At 48.4% G+C, this 16,127-nt stretch carries 14 protein-coding genes; 12 read left to right on the forward strand and 2 right to left on the reverse strand.

The genetic code is table 11. The features are described from left to right. The first annotated feature begins 44 nt into the window (after positions 1-44). The 3 genes from AM231_RS04875 (at position 45) to AM231_RS04885 (ending at position 3,347) form a co-directional block, all read left to right on the forward strand. Positions 45-902 (forward strand): DegV family protein, encoded by an 858-nt coding sequence (locus tag AM231_RS04875; RefSeq protein WP_054401534.1) that lies wholly within the window; start codon positions 45-47, stop codon positions 900-902. Positions 903-916: 14 nt separating this feature from the next. Next, the gene (recG, locus tag AM231_RS04880; protein WP_054401535.1) at positions 917-2,968 is read left to right on the forward strand and encodes an ATP-dependent DNA helicase RecG; all 2,052 of its coding nucleotides are present in this window, start codon (positions 917-919) and stop codon (positions 2,966-2,968) included. A gap of 91 nt (positions 2,969-3,059) precedes the next feature. Beyond that, complete coding sequence (locus tag AM231_RS04885; protein ID WP_054401536.1) at positions 3,060-3,347, forward strand: stage VI sporulation protein F; 288 nt, start codon at positions 3,060-3,062, stop codon at positions 3,345-3,347. Between the two features lie 98 nt (positions 3,348-3,445). On the opposite strand, the gene AM231_RS04890 is transcribed toward AM231_RS04885, so the two are convergent. Then, positions 3,446-4,156: an SOS response-associated peptidase gene (locus AM231_RS04890; protein ID WP_054401537.1), complete on the reverse strand. Its 711-nt coding sequence runs from the start codon at positions 4,154-4,156 to the stop codon at positions 3,446-3,448. Between the two features lie 202 nt (positions 4,157-4,358). Between AM231_RS04890 and AM231_RS04895 the strand changes: the two genes are divergently transcribed. Continuing rightward, positions 4,359-5,660, forward strand: a complete 1,302-nt coding sequence (locus AM231_RS04895; RefSeq protein ID WP_054401538.1) for an NCS2 family permease — start codon at positions 4,359-4,361, stop codon at positions 5,658-5,660. A gap of 250 nt (positions 5,661-5,910) precedes the next feature. Here AM231_RS04895 and AM231_RS04900 read toward each other — a convergent pair whose 3' ends face one another. Continuing rightward, positions 5,911-6,273: a YhjD family protein gene (locus tag AM231_RS04900; protein WP_054401539.1), complete on the reverse strand. Its 363-nt coding sequence runs from the start codon at positions 6,271-6,273 to the stop codon at positions 5,911-5,913. A gap of 338 nt (positions 6,274-6,611) precedes the next feature. Between AM231_RS04900 and AM231_RS04905 the strand changes: the two genes are divergently transcribed. The 8 genes from AM231_RS04905 to AM231_RS04940 all read left to right on the forward strand — a co-directional run bounded on the left by AM231_RS04905 (position 6,612) and on the right by AM231_RS04940 (position 16,127). Beyond that, positions 6,612-8,588, forward strand: coding sequence for a DUF2207 domain-containing protein (locus AM231_RS04905; RefSeq protein WP_054401540.1), 1,977 nt, complete (start codon positions 6,612-6,614; stop codon positions 8,586-8,588). Between the two features lie 432 nt (positions 8,589-9,020). Next, on the forward strand, positions 9,021-10,088 hold the full coding sequence (locus tag AM231_RS04910; RefSeq protein ID WP_054401541.1) for a Gfo/Idh/MocA family protein: 1,068 nt from the start codon (positions 9,021-9,023) through the stop codon (positions 10,086-10,088). Next, entirely contained in the window at positions 10,085-11,086 is a 1,002-nt protein-coding gene (locus AM231_RS04915; protein ID WP_082341540.1) for an ROK family protein, read from the forward strand. The genes AM231_RS04910 and AM231_RS04915 overlap by 4 nt, the downstream gene beginning before the upstream one ends. Next, a complete protein-coding gene (locus AM231_RS04920) occupies positions 11,070-11,816 on the forward strand; it encodes a glucosamine-6-phosphate deaminase (protein ID WP_054401543.1) in 747 nt (248 codons plus the stop codon). The genes AM231_RS04915 and AM231_RS04920 overlap by 17 nt, the downstream gene beginning before the upstream one ends. A 25-nt stretch (positions 11,817-11,841) precedes the next feature. Continuing rightward, positions 11,842-12,639 (forward strand): sugar phosphate isomerase/epimerase family protein, encoded by a 798-nt coding sequence (locus AM231_RS04925; RefSeq protein WP_054401544.1) that lies wholly within the window; start codon positions 11,842-11,844, stop codon positions 12,637-12,639. 36 nt (positions 12,640-12,675) lie between these two features. Beyond that, positions 12,676-13,806, forward strand: coding sequence for a Gfo/Idh/MocA family protein (locus AM231_RS04930; protein WP_054401545.1), 1,131 nt, complete (start codon positions 12,676-12,678; stop codon positions 13,804-13,806). A 40-nt stretch (positions 13,807-13,846) separates the two neighbouring features. Further along, positions 13,847-15,166, forward strand: a complete 1,320-nt coding sequence (locus AM231_RS04935) for an ABC transporter substrate-binding protein (RefSeq protein ID WP_054401546.1) — start codon at positions 13,847-13,849, stop codon at positions 15,164-15,166. A 79-nt stretch (positions 15,167-15,245) separates the two neighbouring features. Continuing rightward, positions 15,246-16,127: a carbohydrate ABC transporter permease gene (locus AM231_RS04940; RefSeq protein WP_054401547.1), complete on the forward strand. Its 882-nt coding sequence runs from the start codon at positions 15,246-15,248 to the stop codon at positions 16,125-16,127.

Raw genomic sequence — 16,127 nt, forward strand, 5'->3', positions numbered from 1 at the left:
ATGCTTGCATATTAACTAGGGTTCGTTTATTAGGAGGAGTTCCGGTGAATAAGACCGTTATTGTGACAGACAGCACAGCGGATATTCCGGCAGACCTGGTGAAGCAACACAACATTCATATTGTGCCGCTGAGACTTATGTTTGGGGAAGATACGTATTTGGACGGAGTCGAAATCACTCCGGGAGAGTTCTATAAGAAGCTGGTGCAATCACCCCAGCTTCCGACAACGTCCCAGCCTTCACCTGCAGATTTTGTAGCTGTGTATGAGACCATTCTGCAGCAGCATCCAGGATGCTCCATTGTGTCCATTCACATCTCATCAGGGATGAGCGGGACATATCAGTCCGCACTGCTAGCCACCTCTCTTATCGAAGGCGAAGCGGATATTACCGTATGGGACTCCAAGTCAGCTTCCTACGGTTTCGGGCTGTTCGTTGTCCATGCAGCCAAGCTGGCACAGGAAGGAGCCGCTTCCTCCGATATTATCTCGTCACTAGAGGAGCTGCGTTCCAAGCGTCGCTTGTACTTCCTGGTTGATACGCTGGAATATTTGCAAAAAGGCGGCCGGATCGGCAAGGCTTCGGCTGCGCTGGGTACGCTGTTAAACATTAAGCCGATCCTGTCCATTGACGATGAAGGAATCATATTTCCGGTAGATAAGGTCCGGGGTCGCAAGAAAGCGACAGCCAAAATGATAGAGCTGTTTCGACAGGACTTGTCCGGTGTGAATAAAATTAAAGTAGCTGTGGGTCATACAGCCGATCCTGCTCAGGTTGAGGATTTTCTGCAGCAGCTGTCCGCTGTGTTTACGATCGAGGAGACAGTGTACTCCGAGATCGGTCCGGTTATCGGTACACATGTGGGACCGGGAACCATTGCAGCATATATATGGCCTGCTTAAGTGAGGTAGATGATATGAGTCTCAAACTCGATCAAATATCCGTCAGACAGATCAACGGCGTGAGCGCCCTGAAAGAGGGGGAGCTTCACGCCTTTGGCGTCTCTACGGTCAAGGATCTTTTGGAATATTACCCCTTCCGATATGAGGATTACCGGCTTCGTTCCTTAAGCGAAGTCAAGGATGGGGACAGAATCACCATTCAAGCCAAGATCGCCAGTGTCCCTGTACTGCAGCGTTATGGGCGCAAATCCCGCTTAACCTGCAAAATGCTGGCGGAAACTTGGATGTTCACTGCAACCTGGTTTAACCGGCATTTTCTTAAAGACCAGCTTACAGCTGGCCGGGAGATCGTGCTGACAGGCAAGTGGGATCAGCGCAGAATGCAGCTTACGGTGTCCGAATCCGAATTCCCGGATAAGGGAGCCTTTCGCAGCGGTACACTGCAGCCGGTGTATTCCATCGGCGGAAAGATTACGCAATCCTGGATTCGAAAAACGATGGGACAAGCACTGGAACAATACGGGGAGATGATCCCGGAAATACTTCCGCAATCCCTCTTACGGAAGTATGATCTGATGCCACGAAAGGCAGCAATCATGACGATCCACCAGCCTGTCGATTCCAGAGAGGGTCAAGAAGGACGGCGCCGAATGGTATATGAGGAGCTATTCTTGTTCCAACTGAAAATGCAGGCATTTAGGGCACTGAACCGGGGGCGGATGGACGGTGTTGTCCATACAGCGGATAATACAACGATCCGGGAGTTTGTGCGCAGCTTTCCGTTTGAGTTAACCGATGCGCAGAAGCGAGTAGAGCTTGAGATCTTGCATGATATGCGTTCTCCTTACTGCATGAATCGTTTGCTCCAGGGTGATGTCGGTTCGGGGAAAACGATTGTTGCCGCCATAGCTCTGTTTACAACCGTGCGGTCGGGATTTCAGGGGGCACTGATGGTGCCGACAGAAATTCTTGCAGAGCAGCATATGCGTTCCTTGCAGAAGCTGTTTGAGCCCTTCGGCATTACAGTTGGGCTCTTGACAGGGAGTGTAACAGGAAAGAGGAGAAAAGAACTGCTGGCTTCCTTACAGATGGGACTGACGGACGTAGTCGTCGGCACCCATGCCCTGATTCAGGATGATGTGTACTTCAGGGAGCTGGGGCTGGTCGTGACGGATGAACAGCACCGCTTCGGTGTGAATCAGCGGAGCGTACTCCGACGCAAGGGCTATAACCCGGACGTGCTCACGATGACAGCAACGCCGATCCCACGGACGCTCGCCATTACCGCTTTCGGTGATATGGACGTATCTACGCTGTCGGAGCGTCCTAAAGGGCGCATTCCCATTACGACCTATTGGGTTAAACATGAGCTTATGGACCGTGTGCTTGGGTTTATATCTCGGGAAGTGGATCAGGGGCGGCAGGCATATCTGATCGCTCCATTGATTGAAGAGTCGGATAAATTAGATGTACAGAATGCCATTGATCTGCATGTCCAAATGCAGCAGGCTTTTCCTAAGTATGCTGTCGGGCTCCTGCACGGCCGTATGACGCCTGCCGAGAAGGATGAAGTGATGCGGAAATTTTATAATAATGAAGTTCAGCTGCTGATATCCACCACGGTTGTTGAGGTCGGTGTAGACGTGCCGAATGCAACTTTGATGATAATTATGGACGCCGACCGTTTTGGTCTCTCGCAGCTGCACCAGCTGCGAGGCCGGGTAGGCCGGGGACAGCACGCTTCCTATTGTGTGCTCGTAGCCGATCCAAAATCGGAGGTAGGCCAGGAGCGGATGCAGGTCATGACGGATACTGAGGATGGTTTTGAGGTGTCACGGCGGGATTTGGAACTGCGGGGACCTGGCGACTTCTTCGGCACGAAGCAGAGCGGCCTGCCAGAGTTTCGGCTGGCCGATATGGTCGCCGACTTCAAAGTAGTGGAAGAGGCCAGAGGCGATGCTGCAGCTCTAGTCAGCGACAGCTCCTTCTGGACATCGCCGGAGTATCAACCGCTGCGTGATTATTTGCAGCAGGAGAAGATATTCCAGGGCGATATAATGGATTAAGGCCGACCAAGTAAATGGTTAGCACAATGGACAGACCTTCGTCATATACTCAAAAAGGGCAGGAGCCATTATGACTGGAGGTGCTTTAGAATTGGGTTATCAGCAATACGGAATTAGTCCGCAGCTTGTGGAGCGCATCAAGCTAAAAATGAAAAATCCGGTAATCAAGGATAGAATCAAGGGGCTGACTCAGGGGTTGACCAAAGCGGATCTTCAAAACAGCACAAAAGTGCACCAGTTGATCCGAACGGCGAGTGGCATACTGAATGAGAAGCTGAGCTCCACCCAGGAGCAGCAGATGGTTCAATTCGTGCTGGCACAGCGTATTGATCCGAACAATACCTTTCATTTGATCAAGCTGTGGGGAATGTTCCGTTAACATGGGATGACAGCTAGATGGAATACAAGCATAGAAGAAGCCCCTCTCCGGAGCGTTTTTCCTTGTGAGCAGGGGCTTTTTATATGGATGCGAAAGCTTTAATTATTGCTTGTAATGGAGCGGATGCAATCTTCTGTGTCATGTTTAACGGAATTTACGATTGTACTCACGGGCACCGCCTGCATGTCTTCTACTGGGTAAGGCTTCAGCAGCTCCTTAAGGGATTGCAGATGGGAAGAACTGCTCTGATGGGAACCCGAAGACGTCTGCCGTTCAAGCCAGAGCGCTTCATCAGCGGGTCTTAGAATAACCGGCATCCGGTTATGAATAGGCGCCATGAGTGCATTGGGCTCCGTGGTAATAATAGTGCAGGTGCTGATCTTCTCGCCGCTTGGCGTGATCCACGTGTCATACAGACCTGCCATGCTGAATATTTCGCCACTTATCAAACCAATGCGAAAGGGCTGCTTGCTAGTGCCGTTTTTTTGCCATTCGTAAAAACCGTCGGCAGGAATGAGGCATCTTTTTCGATAAAAGGGTATCCTAAAGGCAGGCTTGTCTTCCAGTGTTTCACTGCGGGCATTAATCATCTTGGCTCCCGCGGAAGAATCCTTGGCCCAGGATGGGACAAGCCCCCATTGGAGCTGCCCGATCCGGTTCGTGCTCCCATCATGGATAACCGCTGTTACCATCTGGGTAGGTGCGATATTGTAACGAGGGATGTGAAACGGAGAGACTGACTCGGGGTCGATCAAATACCTAGTCATGAGCTCTTCCCAAGTAACCGTAAGTGTAAAACGTCCGCACATGGTTTACGCCTCCTGTGTTGATATTGTTATGATGTCATTTGTTGAATCGTTCATCTGCTTCATAATGATGTACTGGTTCAAGCAAGAATGGTCCATTGAAGGTTTACAGATTATTTGTGTTTGAGTATATCAAATATTGCACAACTTACCAAAAGGTTCAGCGTTAAACGCTGAGCCAAGCAATTGGATTGGAGGATTATTCGTGTTTGATTTAAAAGCTAACGGTACTTCAGTCAAAACTGAAGTTGTTGCCGGGACCACGACATTTTTTACGATGGCTTATGTAACTGTCGTGAATCCGCTTATTCTATCACAAGCGGGCGTGCCTTTTGAGCAGAGCTTTACGGCCACAATCATTGCCGCTGTAATTGGTACGCTTCTGATGGGGCTCGTAGCTCGTTACCCGATCGCGGTAGCGCCGGGGATGGGCTTGAACGCCTACTTCACTTATTCTGTTGTACAAGGTCATGAGGGGCTCGGGTACATTGAAGCCTTTTCGGCTGTCTTTATAGCGGGCATTCTGTTTCTGGTGTTATCGATGACTTCGCTGCGGCGAAGGCTGATCGAGATGATTCCAGCGAATCTGAAGCATGCAATCACCGTGGGAATCGGCCTGTTTATTGCTTTTATCGGTCTGCGGATGAGCGGTATTATCACAGCACATCCTGATAATCTGGTAGCGCTCGGCGATCTTCACCAGCCATCGGCTGTGCTTGCATTAGTGGGTCTGGCTGTTACGCTTGTCCTCCTATCCCGCGATGTGAAAGGTGCCTTGTTCATCGGCATGATCATTACCGGAATTATCGCATACTTTGCCGACATGCTGTCCTTTTCAAACGGAGTTATGTCGGTTCCGACGCTACCTGAAGGCATTCTGGTATGGAATCCGATTACAGCAGCCTCCGATGTGATCGGCCATAGTCTCTATGCTGTTGTGTTCTCGTTCCTGCTGGTGACACTCTTCGATACGACGGGTACAGTCGTTGGCGTGGCTGAGCAGGCAGGGCTGATGAAGGATAACAAGCTACCCCGCGCGGAGCGGGCCATGCTGTCCGATTCAGTTGCAACAGTGGCTGGAGCCATGGTCGGGACAAGCCCGACTACTGCATATGTAGAATCCGCGGCTGGTGTCGGTGCCGGAGGCCGGACAGGCTTGACATCGGTTGTCGTTGCCGGGCTGTTCGTGGTTGCTGCCTTCTTCAGCCCGCTGATCGGTGCGGTTGCCGGACTGTCTGCCATCACGGCACCTTCCTTGATCGTAGTGGGGTGCCTTATGCTGAGCAATGTTCGTCATATCCAATGGAATGACTTCGATGAGGCGTTCCCTGCGTTTCTCGTGATTTTGACCATGCCGCTCACGTCCAGTATTGCGACAGGGATCGCACTCGGCTTTATTTCCTACCCGCTCATGAAAATTGTGAAGGGTAACTGGAAGGCGGTTCATCCGTTGATGTATATCTTTGCGGTGCTGTTTGTACTCCAGCTTGTCTTTGTCCCGCATTAATCGTAAGTGTAAAATCCCCAGCATGGTCCGAGTAGACCCTGCTGGGGATTTTTTTGTGGTGAAAAATTCAATTATGCCAGCCGGTTTGCATACTGCTCTCTGTGGGTACGATGGGTGGTTTTAGAGCATTCTAGGGCTGATCCGCTTGAAACGCTCAGAGTATTAGCGCAGGATGTGAGTTTGAGCTAGATTTATCGCATCTTTCTGAATACCTTGGTGATTTTTTGCATGTATGCAGAACCTCGTCTATTCAAAGCTGAACCTGTAACATTTCGGCTAAACGGATCTGGATATCGGCTCTCACATAATCCCACATGAGCTCCATGTCATGCTGGTAACTACGGCAGCGATAGTGGATGAGAATGGAGTGCTTCTGGCGCCGAGTTTCCAGAATGGCGATGCCGCGTGCACGGCAGCTTCGTTTGAGCTCGGCAAGCTTGGCAAATGTTATTTGCTGTACCGTCTGTAGATGAAACACATAATAATCGCTTACCCCCGCATGCTTCATGCTGCGAATATCCCGTTCCAGCACATCCAGCAAAATCGGCAGAAGAACACAATCCTTCACGGACAGCAATTCTTCCTCTGTTTGGATCGGAGACGCAGATGTCATTCGCTCATGCCTCCTTGTCGTTCATCATATATTTCTTAATTATTATATAACGAACGTACGTTCGTTATGCAACTGGTAAAAAGTACGCCCTTGGGGATCATGCCGCACGGCTGTGTCAGGAAGTTTTAAGTTGTCTAAGGATATCCCATGAATTTGCACAGAAAGAAACGACTGTTCTTGTTAGGGGCGAAATCATGTATATGATTCATTGTTAGTATGATGGGGGTATGGAGCATGAAGAAGCAACCTATCAACTTTGAAGCCACGCTTCTGAAATGGCTAGACGTTCTTCCCGAATATGCTATAATTGGCTTTTTAGGAAATGGGAGGGTAACATCATGAATAAGGGTTTGAGACCTGTTATGCTGCTTGTCACGGCATTTATGGCTGCCATTATTCTCTCCAGCTGCGGCGGAAGCAACACATTGACGGTTGATAAAGTGGATATTATAGCGGAACTGCTGCCGGACGGGGACCTCTATGTTGAGGAACTGTATACTTATACAGTGAGTGGTGAATACGAGTGGATTACGCGACCCATGGATAATTTCGGGGATGCGAATATTGAATTTTTTGAAGCGTATGTTCCGCCCAGTGATCGGAAGCTTGGCAATTTCGGATACATCCAATTAGAGCGCTACCCTGCCTCGCTAAGAGAAAAGAGCGGCTCCTACTATATCAAGGTACTGGCAAAGGATGAAACCAGACAGGTGTATTATCGCTATAGGCTCGATAAGGAGGCCGTAAAATACGATGATCGAGGGGAACTGGATTGGACCATCCTGAAGGATAACGACAAAGACCATCATAACGTATCGGTAAGTCTGCGTATGAGACAGTCTATACAAGAACCTGTTATCGCTTATGTGTACGACCGATCCGGCGGCGCCGTTACGGAGAATACGAATGAATTATTACGATACGAGAACAAGCTGCTTCCGAGTGGGGACCATGCGAGATTAAAAGCATATGTTCCTACAGAGGCACTTTCGGATCTTGAAACCACAGCGTCTTCAACTCTTCTCTCACAACAGCTGAAACGAGAGACGGCGCTTTCGCAGAAATTTGCGGAGCGGGAACGACTTATGGAAGCAGGAATTCAGCTGATCCGCTGGCTTACTTATGTTGCAGTGGCGGGTGTTGTGTATTATGCACTATCCCTTCGCAGGCTTGCAGCCTGGTTTGGCGGGAAGCGAATATCCTTCGAAGAGATCGAGGATATGGATCCCGGCAGTCTGGTCTATCTTTATCGCAAAGGTGCGCTTCGACGTGTTGACGTGCTTGCTGATTTGTTTAAGCTGCGTCGCAAAGGCATGCTCGATACCTCTATTGAGCTGTTGGGGACGCGGTTTCAGGAAGATGCCAAAGCCCCGAAACAGGGTCCTCAGTTCACATTTATCGGCAAGCGTTCCGGCTTAGCGAAGTCAGAGCGCTACCTGTTGAATTGGCTGTTCCGGGGAACAGGTATTCTAAAACTGGATAGCCTATCCGGACCCACAAAAACAGAACGCAAGCAGAAAATTTCCGAGGATATGTATATGAATCGTTTGAGGGGCTTGCAGAGAGGGTTCATTCGGTGGCGGGAGCTTGTGGAAGATGAGAATCGCCAAACGATCAAGGCAGGAGTGTATGCACCAAGAAAAGAAATCTTTCCTGTGCTTGCACTCCTGCATCTAGCCATGCTGGTCTATCTGTATATCGCGGATGTCACAGCTTGGGGATGGGTAGGATTATTATTTCTCATCGTGGGAGGAAGCGCGACATTAGCCTCGATTCGTTGGCGTAAGAAAAAATACATCATTGGATTCTTGGTCGTATGCTTCATCGCGGCTGCTCAAATCCAATACGCTCCAGTTGTAGATACATACTTGAATTTCGTTCTGCTGTCTATGGTTATGGTCGGTCTTATGCCAGGAAAAGTATTAAATCGAAGCTCGGCAGCTAAACGAAGCGCTGTGAAGCGATATCGCAGGATGCTGGCTAGAGGCGGGGATTATGGAAGCCGCGAGCCTGAAGCTCTCGAACGAATGATCGAGACTGCGATTCTGCTTGGAATTGGGCGGCGGTTCGTGATCAGGGTAAGGAATAAACAGCCGGATCATGACCGAATATCGACTCTACCGTTATGGGACCCGGCTTCGATTACCGCCTTGGATTATGTCTTCAATCAATCATGGAAAGGAATCACGCGCAATTCATCTACTTGGAGCAGCGGCGGAGATAGCGGCGATGGAGACGGCGGATTCTTCGGAGACAGCAGTGACAGTGGCGGTGATGGTGGTGGTGACGGTGGCGGTGGCGGCGGCGGTGATTAAAGAAGACTTGATAACTGCGTAGCTCAAAGTGGATTCAGTCGTTCCCTTTATGCGCATACTGATCTGCGCGGGATCATTCGTTCATTGTACCTAAAAAAACCTTCTATCAATTTTTACAAGGAATTCATTAGCAGCAATATTCATATTTACTTCCTTATAATTTGGCAGTGCCCTCCTCTGATCAATTCGTTGGTCAGAGGGGGCTTTTTGTATTTGCCTTTTAAAAAAACATTCTGGCTATTTGCCCAGCTATGGGTGCTGCTAATGACTTGTCACGCTTGTTGAACAAAAAAATCGAAGGATGTTACCCCCCTATCGAAGAAAAGTACACCTGCAATCCCATTCAAGTGATGAATTATGATAGAAATGTGAACAGTTACCGTCACATGTATACGCAGAAATCATGATCTTTCAAACGAACGGAGGAGTGAAATGGCGGACAAAGGAGTAAAGGTAGGTATTATTGGGACTGGATTTATGGGTAAAGCACATGCCGAAGGGTATCAAATGTTTAATATCGAAATCGGTATGTTTGCATCTCGGACAGCTGAAAAAGCTAAAGCGACGGCAGAACAGTTCGGCGTGGAACGATGGACGGATCAGTGGCTGGAATTAATTCATGATCCGGATATCGATTGTGTGGATATTACCGTTCCTAATTACCTCCACTACGCGATGGCGATGGCTTGCATCGAAGCCAATAAGCCGTTTCTGATCGAGAAGCCGCTGGCTTGTAATACTAAAGAAGCAGAGGAAATCGTCAGGAAAGCTAAGGAAAAAGGAATCGTCGCTGTATACGCCGAGAACATGCGCTTTAAGCCGGCACTCATGCGGACCAAAGAGCTTGTGGATCAGGGAGCATTCGGTAAGGTGTTAATGCTTCGGTCGAACGAGATCCATAATGGTCCCTTTCACAGTCCCTGGTTCTGGGATGCTAACCTGACAGGAGGTGGGGCAGCTATTGATATGGGAATTCACGGCGTAAATACATTGGAATGGATTATGGGCTCCAAGATTAAACGGGTTTATGCGGAGACGGAAGTTCTCAAATGGAAGGATTATTGCAAGAATGGGGCAGAAGACACCGCGATTGCTGTACTTCGTTTTGAAAATGGTGGACTGGCCGAAGTTGTGATTAGCTGGGCCATATCCGGCGGCATGGATGTACGACTCGAAGTGTTTGGTGATCAAGGGACAGCATATGTAAGCACCACGCATGAAGCGGGGGGATTGCGAATTTTCAGTAATAATGGATACGGCAAATCATATGAAGAGGAAGCAAGCCTCAAGCCGCATGTCGTTCCTACAAAAGGCTGGAGTTTCCCTGCACCCAAGGATGTCATACAACAGGGGCATGCGTTTGAGGTTAAGCATTTTATCGATTGTGTACGTGGAATTGATACACCTTCCAGCACCTTAGAGGATGGATTAAGAGCTTTAGCCGTAGTGGAAGCCATGTATGAATCAGCCAGAACCGGCAGGGCAGTTGAAGTGAAATGATGATAACTTCAGCGCGAGGGCAATGCTCCAAAGATCAAAAGGTTGCGATCGGTGTCGATGTCGGCGGTACCAAGATCCTAGTCGGCTATGTTACCGAAGATGGGCATGTCCTGGAATCGCGGCAGTATTCGATGGATCGAACCTCGCAGTTATCTGCACTGCGTTCAATTGATGAAGCGATTGATCACTTCTTGCAATTATTCGGGGATGGACCACCTGCTGAAGGAATTGGCATCGGACTTGTTGGTCATATTGATCCTGAAGCCGGAGTATGGAAGCATGCGATCAACATTCCTATTCATGAACCGATACATCTATCAGAGAAGATGGAGAAGCGATATGGACTGCCAGTCACTCTGGATAATGATGTACGCTGTGCTACACGGGCAGAGCTGCTGTATGGAGCGGGACAAGAATTCAAACATTTTATATATCTGAATTTGGGTACCGGAATATCGATGGGGATTGTATCGGATGGCCGCTTGGTTCGCGGAGCAGCGAATTATGCAGGAGAGCTTGGGCATATGTCAGTCAATACGGTCGGGCCGCGCTGCAGCTGCGGAAGGATTGGTTGTATGGAGACCATGGCATCAGGTGGGGGAATGATACTCCGTGCCATGGACCTGCTGAGCTCATATCCGCAATCTACGCTGAATCAATATGCTTCTCGTTTACAGACGGATCGAATATTTATCGAGGCACTTCAAGGAGACCTGTTAGCAGCCCGTATTCGTAACGAAGCTTTGGGAGCGCTTCAAATCTCATTGACCAATGTCGTTAATCTATTGAACCCGGAAGCGATTATTGTTGGAGGAGGCGTATCTCGGGATAAGAGCATCGTAGATGACCTTGAAGCCCATTTGCGAACAACCGCTCTTCCGCCGGCGGCAAACGCATTGGTATGTATTGAGCAGTCCAAGCTTGAGGTTGGAAGAGTTGGACTAGTAGGCGCAGCATCTTTAGTATGGGGAGGCGGTATAAATGAAACACATCGTTGAAACGGATGAGACAGCATTTAACCGAAGAAGCGCTTTAGAAATAGCTGAACTTATTAAGCAAAAAGCAGATATTCGCATATGCTTCGCTACTGGAGAGACAACAAAAGGCATTTATCATGAACTGGCAGAATTGCATCGTCACGAAGGATTGGATTTTTCACAGGTGACTGCATTTGTACTGGATGAATATGAAGGCGCTTCCGCAGACAATCCGGCCAGCTGCCTGGCAAGATTAAACGACCAATTATTTGACCGGGTCAATATAAAGAAATCCAATATTTCCGCCATAGCCTCCACTTCGAAAGATTTGCATCAAATCAGTAAAGAGTTTGAACAGCACATTGGTCAGGCTGGTGGCATCGATCTGATGCTGCTTGGTATCGGGACGAATGGACATATCGGTTTTAACGAGCCGGGAAGCCCCTTTCATTCAACGACACGTGTCGTACCGATTGGGGAGGATACGATTCATGCCCGTGCTGAGATGTTCGGGTCCAGAGAGGACGTTCCGAAGACGGGTGTGACCATGGGAATCAAGACGATCATGAATTCGAGGCAGATCTTTCTTTTTGCAAAAGGAGTGAACAAAGCCGCGATGCTGGAAAAGGCATTATGTGGACCGATTACGCAGGATATCCCGGCCTCGGTATTACAGTTACACCCAGCGCTTACTGTCATTACAGACGAGGAAGCAGCTTCTGGACTGCCATATAGACCCATGAATTATTAAATGAATATGAAGGGGGAAATGCTATATGAAAATATCAATCGGAGGCTATTCATTCCATAACACCTTTATGGAAGGGAAGATGGACGTATTCGGATATTTGGAAACGGTAAAGTACAGATACCGTATGGATTCAGTGGATTTGTGGAACGGATTTTTTATCGACCGTAGTACCCCAATCTATCAGCTTGCGGATAAAAGTTATATTCGCAAAATCAAAGAAGCGCTTGATGAAAAAGAGATGAACGTCGTCAATTTCGCGATAGACGGTGCTCATTTATGGGACCCGGACCCCGAAGTCAGACAAAAGCTGTATGAGAACGCGCTGGTTCATCTGGAAGCCGCAGAAATACTGGGCGCAGAGACTGTTCGGATTGATACGGGAGGCAGCTACAAGGAATCGGAACCGATGACGGAGGAGCAATTTGAATACATGGTCACGCGATATCAAGAATATGCAAAGCGCGCGGCTGATGGGGGCTATAAGATCGGTCCAGAGAATCATATGGGCGCCTCGCTGCTTCCGCGGGAGATGAAACGGCTTGCTGAAGCCGTGAATCATCAGGCATTCGGATTTTTGCTTCATATCGGCAGATGGAAAGCAGATGAAATGCAGGGTGACGACTTGGTTGCTCCTTGGACTTTCCATACTCATTTTGATGCGAAGACTGCTGTAGACCCTCTTGCTGTGGAGAAAATCCGGAGCTTGCTAACAGCCGGTTATGAAGGGTACTGGGGCGTAGAATATAATGCACCCGGCAATCAGTATGTGGAAATGGAATGGATTATTGCGGCCGTAAAACGAATTTTGAGTGACGCTGTATAAATGCAGGTTACAAGCCATTGCGAGAGGGAGAGATAGATGGAAGCTAAGGTTAGAATCGGCATTATCGGAACAGGACAGATCGGTAAAATGCACATTGAGCGGTATCAGATGATTTCCGATGCTGAAATTGTTGCCGTCTGTGACGTTAATGAAGCAGAAGCCCGCAAAGTAGCGGAGCAGTTTGGAATTCCTCATGTATATACGAACTATCGTGAGATGTTGGCTCGTGATGATATTATGGCGGTTGATGTATGCCTCCACAACAATTTTCATGCTCCGGTTACGGTGGCTGCTCTGCAATCAGGTAAACATGTGTATTGTGAAAAACCCATTGCCGGCTCTTATGCCGATGGAAAGACGATGTGCGACATGGCTGATTCTGAACAGCGAATGCTGCATATCCAGATGAGCACCCTCTATCGTCCCGAAACCAAGGCAGCTAAAACACTGATTGATGGCGGAAAGCTCGGGAAGCTATACCACGCGCGTTCTACCGGCTTTCGTCGCAGGGGGCGGCCTTATGTGGATGGTTATGGAACCACATATTTTACCCGAAAGGAAACCGCAGCTGGTGGAGCCCTGCTTGATATGGGAGTTTATCATATCGCTCAAATGCTCTATTTGCTAGGTAATCCTGATGTCCGGCGTATCTCCGGTAAGGTGTATCAAGAGATGGAAATGGAGGAAGACCGGAAACAGCACAGCGGATTTAATGTTGAGGAATTTGCAGTCGGCATGGTGAAATTCGATCATAATATTACGCTGGATATCATGGAAGCCTGGTCGGTACATATGGGGGGCTTCGAAGGAGGAAGCATTCTCGGTTCACAGGGAGGGATTCGGTTCCCATCTGCTTTAACGGACCAGATCAGCCAGCCATTCAGTTTTCACAGCACGGTTTGTGATATCGATATGGACAGCACGGTGGACCTGGCCAAGATGGATCTGAGGTGGCATCGTCTTCGGGAGAATGAGTCGGCTTATGACTCTTCGCAGCATCACTGGATTGCTGCTCTGGCGGGGCGTGTTCCTTTGCTCCCTACCGCTAAAATTGCTCTTAATACGATGCTGATCAGCGAAGGAATGTACTTGTCCGATCAGTTAGGGTACGAGGTTAGCGCAGAAGAGACAGTGAATAACTCGAAATCTTGCTCCGTGTTAGTATAAGCGGCAATCTTATAAACTTTGAAAGAGGGGAAGCAAATTGATGAAGAGGCTAATCGCAGGTTCCATGACGATGCTGATGCTTTCATTGCTCTTGTTGACGGGATGCGGCTCCAAGAATGAGGGTGCTTCGAGCGGAGAGAGAAGCGAAGGAGCGGTGAAGGAATTTGAAATGTCGCTTCGTCACACCTTCATTAATGAAGCGGATCAATCCCGAGTGGCCATGCTTAATGATGTGATCAAGGAAGTTGAAAATCAGATACCCGGGTTGAAAATTGTAACCGAAGGGGTAGATGTTGTCGTTAATCGTTCAACCAAGCTTAAAGCAGAATTCGCCGCAGGCAGCCCGCCTAAAATTTTCTATAATTTTGGGGGCAGTGATACGGAAAGTTTTGCGAAAACCGGCCATTTGCTCGATCTTACACCTATTGTTGAGGAATTGGGCCTCAAGGATAAAATTCAGGATTTCTCCGAGTTTACGGTTGACGGTAAAATCTATGGAATTCCTGATAACGGATATATTGAAGGATTCTTTTATAACAAAAAGATATTTAATGAGCTGGGTCTGACTCCTCCAACGACATGGGACCAATTCCTGGCGATGTGTGAAACCTTGAAATCAGCAGGGTACACACCTTTGGCATTAGGAGCAGCGGAAGCATGGTCGATCAACATGATCCCGACCAACTTTGCAGCTACTTTGGGTGGAATCGACATGTTTCGGAATTTGAGAACGGGAGAGACCCGATGGACCGATCCGGAAATGGTCAAGGCTTTCGAGAAGGTTAAGGAGCTTATGGACAAAGGCTACTATACAGAGAATACGCTCGGCTATAAACATTCTGAAGCACAAGCGCAATTCTCCAGCGGTAAAGCCGCGATCATTTTTGACGGAACATGGGGGCTTAATACTTATGCCAATGAAGATCGGTCGGTTGTTGCCAATGACCTTGGTTTCTTCAAAGTACCGAACTTTGGAGAGAAAGGAGATAACACCATTAATGCCAGCTTTTCAACTGGTTACGCGTTCTCTTCCCATCTGGATGAGAATGAGATGAAGGCGGTTAAGGCGTTCATCAAGGAATATTATCAGGAGAAGTGGCAGAAGAGGCAGTTGATTGATTCGAACCGCTTTCCTTCCATGGTACTTACGGACACGGAGGATGTTAAGCCGATTATTAAAGAAATCAGCGACGCAGCTCAAGGGATGGCAACCTTCCCGGCATATGATGCGCTCGTTCAGCCGAAGATCAAGAGTGATCTGGAGTCAGGAATGCAGCAGGTGGTAGGAAATAAAATAACGGTTCAGCAAATGCTTGAGACCATGCAGCAGAATCAAGAGAAGGAAAATAAGAAGGATTAGATCATCTGATAATTCAAGCGGGCATCACTAAGGCTTAGCGGTGATGCCCTTGCTGATTACAGGATCGGAGGGGAGTACAATGAATCGAACGTTCAGAAATCCTGCAGCCTTTTTAGTATTTATCATTCCGACGCTCTTATTGTATAGTGTATTCTATCTCTATCCACTGTCGTCCACGGTTATGTATGCGTTTTCGGAGTGGGATGGTCTATCGGCCCCCGTGTTCAACGGATTAGACAATTTCAAGAGAGCCTTGGCCGATGAGCAGTTGTACCGATCGTTGTTAAATAACCTGGCTTTTACAGGGTTTGCCCTCCTGGTACAGCTCCCTATTATATTGGGTTCTGCAATTTTGATATCGGAGGTAAGACGATTCTCGGGATTCTACAAAACGACATTTTTCATGCCTGCCATTCTCTCGACACCCGTCGTTGCGGTGTTATGGTCATTCGTTGTGTTTCATCCTGAGATCGGTTTGCTTAATCTGATTCTTCGAGGGATCGGATTCGATCATTGGGTCAAAGCCTGGCTTGCGGATGATCACACCGCCCTCTTGTCCATACTGGTGGCGAATGCTTGGGCTAACGTCGGCTTCTATATCGTGCTTGCGCTTGCAGCTATATATGGAATTTCCAAGGAGATTCAAGAAGCGGCACAAGTGGATGGAGCAAACTTCTTTCAGAGGGCGATCCACATCACATTACCGATGATTAAGCCGATTATTTCCGTGATTGTATTGCTAAAAGTTGCCGGCTCTCTAAAAACACTCGATATTGTCATGGTCATGACAGGAGGAGGTCCCGCAGGGTTAACGGATGTCATGGCTACGTACATGTACCGAGTGGGCTTTCAGTATCTGGAATCCGGTTATGCCAATACCATTGCTTTCATCATGGTTATATTCACAGTGATTCTGACAGGCATCACCAGTTTTATAACGAAGAAGCTGGAGGAGGTCTGA

Origin of the sequence: Paenibacillus solani, from assembly GCF_001277345.1 — a bacterium.
Lineage (GTDB): Bacteria > Bacillota > Bacilli > Paenibacillales > Paenibacillaceae > Paenibacillus_AQ > Paenibacillus_AQ solani.

Bases quoted from the DNA above. Each gene is read 5' to 3' on its own strand.
- recG (WP_054401535.1), top strand. From the start codon at position 917: ATGAGTCTCAAACTCGATCAAATATCCGTCAGACAGATCAACGGCGTG.
- AM231_RS04890 (WP_054401537.1), bottom strand. From the start codon at position 4,156: ATGTGCGGACGTTTTACACTTACGGTTACTTGGGAAGAGCTCATGACT.
- AM231_RS04900 (WP_054401539.1), bottom strand. From the start codon at position 6,273: ATGACATCTGCGTCTCCGATCCAAACAGAGGAAGAATTGCTGTCCGTG.
- AM231_RS04905 (WP_054401540.1), top strand. From the start codon at position 6,612: ATGAATAAGGGTTTGAGACCTGTTATGCTGCTTGTCACGGCATTTATG.
- AM231_RS04910 (WP_054401541.1), top strand. From the start codon at position 9,021: ATGGCGGACAAAGGAGTAAAGGTAGGTATTATTGGGACTGGATTTATG.
- AM231_RS04915 (WP_082341540.1), top strand. From the start codon at position 10,085: ATGATGATAACTTCAGCGCGAGGGCAATGCTCCAAAGATCAAAAGGTT.
- AM231_RS04920 (WP_054401543.1), top strand. From the start codon at position 11,070: ATGAAACACATCGTTGAAACGGATGAGACAGCATTTAACCGAAGAAGC.
- AM231_RS04925 (WP_054401544.1), top strand. From the start codon at position 11,842: ATGAAAATATCAATCGGAGGCTATTCATTCCATAACACCTTTATGGAA.
- AM231_RS04930 (WP_054401545.1), top strand. From the start codon at position 12,676: ATGGAAGCTAAGGTTAGAATCGGCATTATCGGAACAGGACAGATCGGT.
- AM231_RS04935 (WP_054401546.1), top strand. From the start codon at position 13,847: ATGAAGAGGCTAATCGCAGGTTCCATGACGATGCTGATGCTTTCATTG.
- AM231_RS04940 (WP_054401547.1), top strand. From the start codon at position 15,246: ATGAATCGAACGTTCAGAAATCCTGCAGCCTTTTTAGTATTTATCATT.